The 12020-nt window shown below is 42.0% G+C and carries 10 protein-coding genes; 1 reads left to right on the top strand and 9 read right to left on the bottom strand.

What is annotated here, in order from left to right; genetic code table 11:
* Window positions 1-33 precede the first annotated feature (33 nt).
* The 9 genes from AC1DOK_RS14030 to AC1DOK_RS13990 form a co-directional block, all read right to left on the bottom strand.
* Window positions 34-915 (bottom strand): carbohydrate ABC transporter permease, encoded by an 882-nt coding sequence (locus AC1DOK_RS14030; protein WP_477554905.1) that lies wholly within the window; start codon window positions 913-915, stop codon window positions 34-36.
* 25 nt (window positions 916-940) lie between these two features.
* A complete protein-coding gene (locus tag AC1DOK_RS14025; RefSeq protein ID WP_477554904.1) occupies window positions 941-1897 on the bottom strand; it encodes an ABC transporter permease in 957 nt (318 codons plus the stop codon).
* Window positions 1898-2204: 307 nt separating this feature from the next.
* On the bottom strand, window positions 2205-3059 hold the full coding sequence (locus AC1DOK_RS14020) for an inositol monophosphatase family protein (RefSeq protein WP_477554903.1): 855 nt from the start codon (window positions 3057-3059) through the stop codon (window positions 2205-2207).
* A gap of 133 nt (window positions 3060-3192) precedes the next feature.
* Window positions 3193-4323, bottom strand: coding sequence for a PQQ-dependent sugar dehydrogenase (locus AC1DOK_RS14015; RefSeq protein WP_477554902.1), 1131 nt, complete (start codon window positions 4321-4323; stop codon window positions 3193-3195).
* A 138-nt stretch (window positions 4324-4461) separates the two neighbouring features.
* Window positions 4462-5232, bottom strand: a complete 771-nt coding sequence (gene fabI / locus AC1DOK_RS14010; protein WP_477554901.1) for an enoyl-ACP reductase FabI — start codon at window positions 5230-5232, stop codon at window positions 4462-4464.
* 93 nt (window positions 5233-5325) lie between these two features.
* Window positions 5326-6546 carry an MFS transporter gene (locus AC1DOK_RS14005; protein ID WP_477554900.1) on the bottom strand — a complete coding sequence of 407 codons (1221 nt, stop codon included), beginning with the start codon at window positions 6544-6546 and terminating at the stop codon, window positions 5326-5328.
* 10 nt (window positions 6547-6556) lie between these two features.
* Window positions 6557-6874, bottom strand: coding sequence for a hypothetical protein (locus AC1DOK_RS14000; protein WP_477554899.1), 318 nt, complete (start codon window positions 6872-6874; stop codon window positions 6557-6559).
* A gap of 36 nt (window positions 6875-6910) precedes the next feature.
* Window positions 6911-8026, bottom strand: coding sequence for a D-alanine--D-alanine ligase (locus tag AC1DOK_RS13995; RefSeq protein WP_477554898.1), 1116 nt, complete (start codon window positions 8024-8026; stop codon window positions 6911-6913).
* Between the two features lie 49 nt (window positions 8027-8075).
* Window positions 8076-9068 (bottom strand): amidase domain-containing protein, encoded by a 993-nt coding sequence (locus tag AC1DOK_RS13990; protein WP_477554897.1) that lies wholly within the window; start codon window positions 9066-9068, stop codon window positions 8076-8078.
* Between the two features lie 214 nt (window positions 9069-9282).
* Here AC1DOK_RS13990 and acnA point away from each other — a divergent pair, with 214 nt between their 5' ends.
* Window positions 9283-11991: an aconitate hydratase AcnA gene (gene acnA, locus AC1DOK_RS13985; RefSeq protein ID WP_477554896.1), complete on the top strand. Its 2709-nt coding sequence runs from the start codon at window positions 9283-9285 to the stop codon at window positions 11989-11991.
* The last annotated feature ends 29 nt before the right edge of the window (window positions 11992-12020 follow it).

Here is a 12020-nt window from a genome sequence, read left to right as displayed (position 1 = left end):
GATAGTCTCAATGTAATGTACACTCGTCATTTTTTAAGATTTAACTGCACCAAGTGTAAGACCTTTGACAAAGTGGCGCTGTAATAAAGGATAGATCATAATAATCGGAAGCGTCGCAATCACAATTGTCGCCATTTTGATCCCTTCTGGTGAAGAATGAATCAATTCGCTAAACTGCGAAGCAGATGGATCAATACTAATATCATCTGTCTCAAACATCTTTCTCAGCTTAACCTGTAGTGGCCACCACTGAGGCTTGTCAATGTAGTATAGTGCACTCATGTACGTATTCCAATGACCAATAGCATAAAAAATACCTAGAGACGCCATCACCGGTTTAGATAACGGAGCTACAATTCGAAGCATAATCCCAAGCTCACCACACCCATCAATCCTTGAAGCGTCGATTAGCTCTGGTGGAAGTTGCCTAAAGAACGAGTGCATAACGAAGAAGTTAAATGCACTGATCGCTCCCGGAAGAATCAATGCCCAAGGGCTATTCATCAGGTGTAGATTTTTGATAAGCAGGAAGTTCGGGATAAGCGGTGCACTGAAAATCATCGTAACGAGCACCAGCAGAACAATTATTTTACGTCCGACATATTCCTGTCTAGATACCGGATACGCTAGGGATGCTGTTGCAATTAGGTTAATTAATGTACCTACCACGGTTATGAACACTGACACACCAAATGCACGCCATATCGAAGCATCACTGAAGACGTATTCATAGTTAAGCAAGGTAAAATTAACAGGTAGGAATTTCACTTTACCTGCAATAATAGCATCTGCTGAACTAAATGACTGTGCAATTACGTTAATAAAGGGTAAAACCATTAATAACCCTAATAAGGTTAAAAATAAGATATTAAAAAAATTGAATATCTTGCCTCCGGTAGATAATGAATGGTTCATTGCCACTCACCTCCTCACATGTGGATTAATATAGACTTTCACCAGTTGTTTTTTTGCTAAAATAATTCCCACCAATAACAAGAACGAGCCCTATTACTGATTTAAATAATCCAACTGCAGTTGTATAACTGTATTGCTGTGACAACAGCCCAGCCCGATATATATAAGTATCTAATATTTCGCCATTGTCCATATTCAGCGCATTCAGGAATACCCATACACGCTCGAAGCCAAAATCGAGAAATTTACCTATATGTAATAGGAACAAGATCATAATCGTTGGAATCAGCGCCGGAAGCGTAATTTTAAGTGTCTGCTTCCATCGATTCGCACCATCCATTTGGGCTGACTCATATAACTCAGGATTAATACCTGCTAAAGCCGCCAAATAAAGAATCGTTCCATAACCGGTATCTCTCCAAATCCCTGTACCCACTAGCAGTCCACGAATATAAGAGTTTTCTCCTAGAAAATAAATAGGCTCAATCCCGAATAGTCCTAAGAACTGATTGAGAATGCCTGTGCTAGGTGACAGAATCGCAACTGACATCCCAGCAATTACGACCCATGACAAGAAATGCGGCATGTAAACAAGGGTCTGCAGTAAACGTTTGTAGATGACCAGTCTTATTTCATTCAGCAATAGCGCTAGAATAATCGGCGCCGGAAAAGCGATGATTAAATCATATAACCCGATCAGCGCGGTATTGGTAAGAATCCGCAAAAAGTCTTGATGCTCAAACATCATGATAAAGTGCTTGAATCCCACCCACTCGCTACCCATTATTCCCTTGAAAATGTTATAATCCTGAAACGCAATGACCGATCCTGCTAGTGGAACATACTTGAAAATAATAAAATACAGAATGCCTGGGATCGAAATCAAATAGAGTGCTTTATACTTCAACATAAGACGAAGCACACTTGAATTCCTGTTATCTCCATAAGGGAGAGGCGGAGACGTTTTGAGCTTGGTTGACATGACGATCCTCCTTTAAAGCTACACATGAATATGGTTCATGCTTCTACTTCCATAGTAAAGGGTCAACAACTATTGCTCCATGTCATGTTTTTTCATCGTATAGTCATTTTTTAAGGTTAACAAGATGATTCGGTTCCACCGTCCTTATAGGACGGATGCGTTTCGCAAGGTAACTTAAGCATTTATGAGCTTTGCGATATAAATCTTATATACTAAAAAAAGGTGAGATCTAGCCTTACAGTCACATGTTCGTGAACCTGTATAAGCGTAAATCTCACCGTTTATTCGTCTTAATCAAGAGCATTTATTATCCCGTCGCATTAGCATTTGCAAGTTGACTTAACATCTCTTTTTGAATATGTCCATTCGTCGCTAACACATTACGAACGGCTAATGTATAAGGGTTTCCTTGTGTATCCGTCACTTTCCCCCCACACTCTTGAACAAGTAAGCTGCCTGCCGCTATATCCCATGAATTCAGCCCAATCTCCCAGAATCCACTCAGACGACCAGCTGCTACATAAGCCATATGTAACGCTGCTGAACCTCCAGAACGAATGTTACGCACCTTCGGAGCCAAAGTATTCAAACCAGCAAGATTTACCATTAATGTCGTTTCTCGATTAACGGGAAAGCCTGTAGCTATTAAAGACTCAGATAGCTCCTTCTCTTCAGAGACTTTCATCGACTGACCTTTTACATAAGCACCTTTGCCTTTCTCGGCAACAAACATTTCATCTCTGATCGGATCATATACAACCCCTACGATGATTTCACCGCGATGAGCAAGAGCAATCGATACGCAGAAGAATGGAAATCCATGCACGAAATTAGTCGTTCCATCAATCGGATCTACAATCCATAAATATTCCTCATCACACATAGCTTGAAGTGCTTCTACTGAAGCAGCTGCACCCGCTCCAACACCTTCTTCTCCTAGAATCGCATGATTAGGAAAATGTGTTCGAATCAAATTACGAATCAAAGTCTCTGTACCCTTATCTACCTCTGTAACCAAATCATTTGCTGAATCCTTTAGCTTTACTTTATGAATTGCACCTAGCTTTGACTTCATCCATTCTCCCGCTTTGGAAGCTGTGTTTACGGCAACCGCAGTAAAGCTCTTACTTCCAACCGTATATGGAATTTTAGTTTCATTCATCTATATCAACTCTCTCTTTTCAAAAATTATCTAGTATATACGATCAGTATATATAAATATACACTACTTTTGCCAGCTAGTTTCGTTAATTCTTTGTCAATTATACCATATCTACAATGACCTCAAATCATCCTTATTCAAAATTAGGTTTAAGACGAATGAGCTTATCATCACCATTCTGTGGGTTGCCGCGTTCATCTCGGTTATTCGTCATGATATATACGGAACCATCTGTAGCTTCATATACGTTACGAATACGCCCCAATTCAGTAAATAAGGATTCTACCTCCACTACACTTGTGTAATCTGCTCCTAGAGTCAATTTTAAGATCTGGTTACCACGAAGATTAGCCACCAGTAGTTGCCCCTTCCATGGTCCCTGTGTAATAAATGTCATGCCAGACGGTGCCCATGTCTTATTATTACTATGTATGAGCGGCCCCAGTAATTCTGGTCGTTCAGCAAACGCTTCATCACCTTCAATCATGGGCCAGCCATAATTCATTCCTGGCTCAATGATATTAATTTCATCGTAAGCTGATTGTCCATGCTCTGAGCTAAACAGCTTGCCTGTCACTGGGTGCCATGCAAATCCCTGTGGATTGCGATGCCCCATGCTGTAAACAGGGGAACCTGGTACCGGATTATCTGCTGGTATACGACCATCAAGAGCAATTCGCAGTATTTTACCACCAAGACTTGCTGGGTCTTGTGCAAGTGTTGGCTCATATCGATCACCAGCTGCGATATATAAATTGCCGTCAGGTCCGATTTTGATTCGCCCTCCGTTATGATTCTGGCCTCCTGGCAGATTGGAAATTAGGACGCTGTCTAGCTTTGCTGTATTGTCCTTCTCTACAAGTCTGAGCACCCTGTTATTGATTTTGCCCTTCTCTTCGTACGTATGATACACATAGATGTAATGGTTAGTTGCAAACTTGGGATCAAGTACAAGACCAAGTAATCCACCCTCCCCCTTACTAAAAAAATCATCTGACAATGTATAGACCGTGTCTGGCATCAACTTGCCTTGATCCATTACACGTACAGCTCCTGATCGCTCAGTGAAAAATAGTCGCCCATCAACCGCAATATCCATGTCCCAAGGTACATCAAGTCCTTCTAGTACTGTTTCCACCACATACGGAATGGAATGATCCGCTTTAATTGGAGCTGTAGAGGAACTTGTTTGGGGATTTGTAGCAGACTGCCCCGTACACCCCACTGTCAGCAATATAAGTACTAAGCTAAATAACCTCTTCAATATTTATCTCCTCCTACCCATCTTAAATATCGAAAAAGCCGTAACCCACATGATGTAGGTTACGACTCTTGGATGCTCCAAAATGTTTAATTGTTATCGATCATCATAACAAGATATGTTTTAGGTAGGTTTTAGGTTTTATACCCCAACGATGTTAAATCCGCCATCTACATATAAGACCTCGCCAGTAATACCGCGAGCTAAATCACTAAGTAAGAACATTCCTGCGTCGCCTACTTCAGCAACGTCAGTTGTACGACGTAGTGGTGCTTTCTCTTCAACAGCACGTAGAATCGAGTTAAAATCGCCGATCCCTTTAGCAGCAAGCGTACGGATCGGTCCTGCAGATAGTCCATTTACGCGGATGTTGAATTGTCCAAGGTCAGCAGCTAGATAACGAACGCTCGCTTCAAGTGCAGCCTTAGCTACGCCCATCACGTTGTAGTTCTTCATTGCACGTTCTGCACCTAGATAAGTCATTGTCATGATTGATCCACCCTCGGTCATGAGTGGATAGATGCGCTTCGATACAGCAACTAGAGAATAAGCGGAAATGTCATGTGCAAGCGCATAACCATCACGTGATGTATCAACGTACATGCCTTGCAAATCTTCACCTTTGGCAAATGCAATAGCATGAACTAAACCGTGTACTACACCGAATTCTTCTTTAAGCTTGTCCGCTAAAGCGTCAATCTCTTCATCAACAGTAACATTACACTGCAATACGATTGAATCAGGAATGGTAGAAGCAAGCTTCTGTACTCGTTCCTTAACACGCTCATTTTCATAAGTAAATGCTAACTTAGCACCTTGTGCACCCAGCGATTGAGCAATTGCCCAAGCAATACTGCGATCATTAGCAACTCCCATAACAAGCACATTCTTACCGTTCATTAAACCTGACATCTAATATAACTCCCTTCAAACTCTACATTACTTTCTTCAAAAGTACCTGATTTTACTATTTTTTTCAAGTGTTGGCCTCTTGCAAGCCTCATGTTAACTAGTAGATTTACTTAAATAATGCCGTTCTGCTCGATAAGCAATCCAGAATAAACCTACGGAAATAAATAGTAAAACTGCTGAAACGGCATACAAAGTAACTACACCATATGAACCATAAATATATCCGCCCAGCATACCAACAAAGAATATCCGAACAATACTTAGCACAAATGCAATTATGGCTTGGCCAGTTGCACGGAATTGATCGGGGATTAGAATCATAGCGTACTCCGTCATAGCGACCAAGAGCAAGGCTGTTGCAACACCAGTAATAACTTGTCCAGCCATTATGATATTGCTATCCATCGTCAGTACGATTAGAATAGCACGTACACCATACAGCAAACCAGCTATAACAAACATGATCAGTGGTCGGTTCACTGGCTTACGCCCAAGCCACCAGAATACGCCGATCTCTATAATAGCCGGTATCGCCCAGCCAATTCCAATATCCGATTCTGTTCCTCCAAGCTCAACTACCAAAAAAGAATAGTAATAATCATTTGCTCCTAGTGCCGTCATCATGACACATAAAGCAATCATATATAAGATAAATCGGCTATTCTTAATATAAGGTAACACACCACGCCAATTGAAAGACTTGGCCGTTCTGTGCTTGATAGTTGAACTCTGGGGCTGTTCAACCTCTACCTGACGTGGATCAACCATATAGAAGATCATGATAAGGCAGATCACATATGAGATCACAACAAGCCAAGGGATTACATCATAATTACCCGTATAATTAATCAGCCAACCACAAATGATCGAAGAGAAAGCAAAACCGGCAGCCCCCCAGCCTCGAATATTAGCAAAAACTGCACCAAGTGAACGTACCTGAAACATATTCATCGTTTCGGTCAACATGCCAAAGCCTGTTGAAAAAAAAATGAATACCAGCATTGCGATCATGATAATAAGGGGTGTAGCAAAGAATGAAATCAAGCTTACAATAACGATTTGGAAAATCGCCATGACGATCATAAAAATTTTGATTTTCTGATATCGATCACTGACATAGCCCCAAAAATAACTTGAGAATATAGCAACAACTGGGCTTAGTGAAATTTGCAAGGCATATAACTCATTTGAATAACCAATATCCTTGTAATATAACGGAAAGAATGCGGATGTTATGGCTCCTGGCATAAATACAATAAACATAAATAGATAAGCTAACCATATTTCTCTTGTGCGATTCATGTTGTTAGTCATTTAGCTGATTTCACCCTTGTTCTCCAAAGAACATTTCATCAGCAAGTGCAGTTTGAATACGTGATTCTTCTTCGGTCAATTTGCGTATTAACTTCATCTCAACCTGAGTCAATTCAGCACCCTGAAAGTTGATTTCAGCGATAGATGCTACGATTTTGACAATCGCAACCGCTTGATTGCAAGGTGTATAAGCGATAACCTTCTGTCCTGTCGGATACACACGAAAACCACTCTTAATCATTTTGCCATGACCATACTCCAGCAGTTCATTTAATTCCTGATCGGATTTAAATTTACATACGAAATTAAATTCGGTCTGAAATCCCATCGTCCTATCCCCTTCATGTCCAGAATTGATTATTTATTAGTCAGCTGTGTACTGAATCTGTTGTTTATCTTCATGACGTTCCAAAGCTAATCGAATCAGATCATCCAGCAATTCGCGATAAGGCTTACCTGTTTCTCTCCATAACATCGGATACATGGATATCGGTGTAAAGCCTGGCATTGTATTGATTTCATTAATCATAATCGCCTGATCTTCCTTACGGATAAAGAAGTCAACACGAGATAATCCCGTACCATCGATCGCTTGGAATGCTCGCACTGCCATCTCTCGCAGCTGTCCAGTAACTTCTGGCGACACTTCAGCCGGAATAACCACATTTGACTTACCATCTACATACTTAGCCTTGTAATCGTAGAATTCGTTTGAAGGAATAATTTCTCCTGGTACAGATGCTTGCGGTTCATCATTGCCGAGTACAGCTACTTCAACCTCGCGTGCATTAATGAATTCCTCGACAATCACTTTACGATCATATTTAAGTGCATACGAGACGGCTTGTATTAATTCATCCTGATTTCTTGCTTTCGATACACCAACGGAAGAACCTAAATTAGCAGGCTTAACGAAACATGGATACCCAACAGCAACCTCTATCTCCATTAGATGATTCGCTTGATCCTTCGCCCATTGTGAGCGTGTGAAATAACGATATATGCATTGCGGAAGACCAGCATCCGCAAATATTTTTTTCATCATCACTTTATCCATGCCTACAGCTGATGCCAATACACCAGCACCGATGTAAGGAACATTCGCCATTTCTAGCAAGCCTTGAATCGTTCCATCTTCACCGAATGTTCCATGAAGAAGCGGGAATACGACATCAATAGCTTCATTTGTGCCCTGTACACTTGAATCAGTTGACTGTTGTAAACCTTGAAAAATAGGCATTAATGCCGTTGAACTGTTCTGACTATCGGACGTTTCGAAGGCTAACGCTTCTTTGTTGTCTGGCGGCGTAAGCAGCTTCTGCCCCTTTCTCCATTCCCCATCTTGCGTTATATAAATAGGCTTAATCTCATATTTATCCAAATCTATTGCTTTGATTACAGCAAGCGCGGTTTGTAAGGATACATCATGCTCACCTGATTTTCCACCATAAATAAGTCCTACTCGAATCTTAGAAGCCATTTGTTACATCCTCCTGATTAGGTAACTGTCCTACCTAGTTATTAACTGCCTAAGGAATTGCCATTTCATTATTAATATGAACAAACGCGTAGCGTGTGCTTTCAGTCCAAGCATATGAATCACGATATGACCAATAACGATGTTTACTATTGTTAGTATGTGCATTGACAAGCGGCATGCCATAATCATCCTTGTACGTAACAATGGCACTATGAGTAAATCGCCCGTCACCATCCCAATCGTACGAAATCATATCTCCTAGTTCTAACTGTTGCGGAGACTCAACTAGCGTCCCATGAAACCCAGAGGAGCTGTTAATCGCGTAGTTCTGTAACGCGTGAGCTACCGCCCATGAGAAGCTCCAGAGCTCCTGTTGATGCTCCATCCCTACGTACCACCATCCAAGATCTCTTTTCCCAGTATAGATCATAGGTGCATTGCCTGCAAAGATACATTGTGAAGCAAAATTCGTGCAATCAACCTCAAATGTTAAAAAGGCAGGATTCGCAGAATTCCACCATCTATTGGCATATTCAACCACCTGTAAACGATTATATAGAAGCCTTCTTAGTCCAGCATCATTGGCCTTCTTAAGTATACTATAATTGAAAAATGGAAGCGATGGTGACGAGGTTCTCTCCCCACCAATGTTTAACTTACTACTTTGCTCTGCACGAAGATGCTCAACACCAGTAATTCGCCATCGTCCTTCAAAGTAGCGAAATGATAACCGCTCATGCTCCATTCTTTCCTCGGTATATTCAGTCCTCGATAAGGAATACTGTCTAGTCTGATAGAGACCAATGTCCGCAATTATACCATCTTTAATGGATTGAACTTGGTGAATACGCAGCTTGGTTTCTCCATTAGTAGGACGAATTTGTCTTTCTTTGGCAATTGCTTGTAGACCAAGTCGTCTGATCTGCTCTCTCTCTAAATAAGCATCATCTGCAATAAACAAAGGAAGCTGTATGGCCGTACACTCAACAGATGTTTGATTTTTATCCAATACATAATCATGCAACGTGCTCTTCCACGACATAGATTACCCTCCCATTGTTTAGCATCTCACGAAAGCATACACTTTGTTTTCGATATATGAGAAAAAGAAGGTAAAAATGATACAATTTCATCTTTACGAGCGAATGTACAGAAGTTATACTAAAGACAGAACAAAATTATGAAATTAGGTTTCATTAGATGAAATTACGGAAAATTTTGCAAAAAATAGTTATTCGATCCTAGGAGGCATGAACATGACACAAAAAGATCACTTTTCCGTGCGTAAAGAATTGAGCGTGGAAAACAAGCCCTACTATTATTACAGCCTTCAAAGCTTTGAAGAAAACGGTAATGGTTCTATCGCGAACTTACCTTTTTCCATTAAAGTCTTACTTGAAGCTGCCATTCGCCAATTTGACGGCAGAGCAATTACCCCTGAACATGTTAAGCAAATCGCAGGTTGGGCTGAAAGCCGCGATAACAACAAAGAAATTCCTTTCATCCCTGCTCGTATCGTATTGCAAGACTTCACTGGTGTACCGGTCGTTGTCGATTTAGCAGCTATGCGTGCAACTGTCGCACGCGCTGGCGGAGACCCTAAACAAATCAATCCACTTGTACCCGTTGACCTTGTCATCGATCACTCGGTAATGGTTGATGCGTTTGGTTCCACTAACGCACTTGAATACAACATGAATATTGAGTTCGAGCGTAATGAAGAGCGTTATCGTTTCTTGCGCTGGGCACAAACAGCATTCGATAACTTCCGCGCAGTGCCACCAGCAACAGGTATCGTTCACCAAGTTAACCTTGAGTACCTAGCATCCGTTGCAGCAACTAAAGTTGTTAATGGCGAAACAGAAGTATATCCAGATTCACTAGTTGGTACAGATTCCCATACAACGATGATCAATGGTCTAGGCGTTGTAGGTTGGGGTGTTGGTGGTATCGAAGCTGAAGCAGGTATGCTTGGACAACCGCTTTATTTCGTAACACCAGATGTTATCGGCTTCAAGCTAATCGGACAACTTCCAGAAGGCGCAACAGCAACTGACCTTGCTTTGACAGTTACACAATTGCTTCGTAAGAAGGGCGTTGTTGGTAAATTCGTTGAGTTCTACGGTCCAGGTCTAAGCAATATTTCACTCGCTGACCGTGCAACTGTTGCTAATATGGCACCTGAGTATGGCGCAACAATCGGATTCTTCCCTGTTGACAGCGAAACATTGAATTACCTTAGTGCAACAGGCCGTTCAGAAGAGCAAATCGCGCTTGTTGAAGCTTACTATAAAGCACAAGGCATGTTCCGTACGGACGAGACTCCAGATCCTGTATTCACAGAAATGGTTGAACTTGATATGTCGACCATTGTTCCATCACTTGCAGGTCCTAAGCGTCCACAAGATCGTGTTGAGTTAACAGCGATGAAGAAAGAGTTCAATGATATTATCCTTAAGCCAGTTGATCAAGGTGGATATGGCCTAACTCCAGAGAAAATTGCTGAGAAAGTAACTGTTTCTTATGCAGATGGACAAACAGCTGAGATGAGTGCAGGTGCTGTTGTAATTGCAGCAATCACTTCCTGTACAAACACATCGAATCCAAGTGTTATGATCGGTGCTGGTATTCTAGCGAAGAAAGCAGTCGCTCTTGGACTTACGAAACCAGCTTACGTGAAGAGCTCTCTAACTCCAGGTTCCCTTGTAGTAACTGAGTATCTGCATAATGCTGGCTTAATCGAGCCACTTGAAGCACTAGGCTTCCACGTTGCTGGTTATGGCTGTGCAACTTGTATCGGTAACTCCGGACCGCTTCCTGACGAAGTGTCCAAAGCAATTACTGACAACGATATGACCGTTGCAGCTGTGCTTTCAGGTAACCGTAACTTTGAGGGCCGAGTGCATGCACAGGTGAAAGCTAACTACCTTGCTTCACCACCGCTTGTTGTGGCATACGCTCTTGCAGGTAATGTTAATATCGATCTTTCCACTGAACCACTTGGAACGGATCCTAACGGCAACCCTATCTACCTGAAGGATGTTTGGCCAACGAATGCAGAAATCAAAGAAGCAATGACAACTGCAATGAACGCGGGTATTTTCCGTGATAAATATAAAGACGTATTCCGTGCTAACGCACGTTGGAACGCAATTGACGTACCAGAAGGCGAGCTTTATGAGTGGGATACGAAGTCCACATACATTCAAGAACCGCCATTCTTCACTGATCTTGGCACAGTACTTGATGATATCGTAGACATCCGTAGCGCCAAAACATTGGCACTCATGGGCGATTCTGTTACGACTGACCATATCTCTCCAGCGGGTAACATCTCACCTAAGAGCCCTGGTGGCACTTATTTGACTGACAATGGCGTTAAGCGTGAAGACTTCAACTCCTATGGCTCACGCCGTGGTAACCACGAAGTCATGATGCGTGGTACGTTCGCTAACATCCGTATTCGCAACGCAGTTGCACCGGGAACTGAAGGCGGCGTAACAACTTACTTGCCAACTGGTGAAGTTATGTCAATCTACGATGCTTCCATGAAATATCAAGAAGATGGTACTTCACTTGTTGTTATCGCAGGTAAAGAGTACGGTACTGGCTCATCCCGTGACTGGGCTGCCAAAGGAACCTTCTTGCTTGGTGTTAAAGCAGTAATCGCTGAGAGCTTTGAGCGTATTCACCGCTCTAACCTAGTTGGAATGGGCGTATTACCACTTCAATTCGCAGGTAATGACTCCTGGAAGACACTTGGTATTACGGGTAGAGAAACATTTGATATCACAGGACTAAGCAATGACGTACAACCTGGTCAGACTGTGAAAGTTACAGCTACTCGTGAAGACGGAAGCAGCTTCGAGTTCGATGCAATCGTTCGTCTTGACTCTATGGTGGATGTGGACTACTACCGTAACGGCGGTATCCTACAAACTGTACTTCGTCAAATTATGGCTTAACGTAGAACTCAAGAAGAAACGGTTTCACC

This window comes from Paenibacillus sp. P5_B5 (assembly GCF_056400365.1).
The sequence above is the reverse complement of the archived record's forward strand: the minus strand, read 5'-3'. Positions and strand labels throughout refer to the sequence as shown.

Bases quoted from the DNA above. Each gene is read 5' to 3' on its own strand.
- AC1DOK_RS14030 (WP_477554905.1), bottom strand. From the start codon at position 915: ATGAACCATTCATTATCTACCGGAGGCAAGATATTCAATTTTTTTAAT.
- AC1DOK_RS14025 (WP_477554904.1), bottom strand. From the start codon at position 1,897: ATGTCAACCAAGCTCAAAACGTCTCCGCCTCTCCCTTATGGAGATAAC.
- AC1DOK_RS14020 (WP_477554903.1), bottom strand. From the start codon at position 3,059: ATGAATGAAACTAAAATTCCATATACGGTTGGAAGTAAGAGCTTTACT.
- fabI (WP_477554901.1), bottom strand. From the start codon at position 5,232: ATGTCAGGTTTAATGAACGGTAAGAATGTGCTTGTTATGGGAGTTGCT.
- AC1DOK_RS14005 (WP_477554900.1), bottom strand. From the start codon at position 6,546: ATGACTAACAACATGAATCGCACAAGAGAAATATGGTTAGCTTATCTA.
- AC1DOK_RS14000 (WP_477554899.1), bottom strand. From the start codon at position 6,874: ATGGGATTTCAGACCGAATTTAATTTCGTATGTAAATTTAAATCCGAT.
- AC1DOK_RS13995 (WP_477554898.1), bottom strand. From the start codon at position 8,026: ATGGCTTCTAAGATTCGAGTAGGACTTATTTATGGTGGAAAATCAGGT.
- AC1DOK_RS13990 (WP_477554897.1), bottom strand. From the start codon at position 9,068: ATGTCGTGGAAGAGCACGTTGCATGATTATGTATTGGATAAAAATCAA.
- acnA (WP_477554896.1), top strand. From the start codon at position 9,283: ATGACACAAAAAGATCACTTTTCCGTGCGTAAAGAATTGAGCGTGGAA.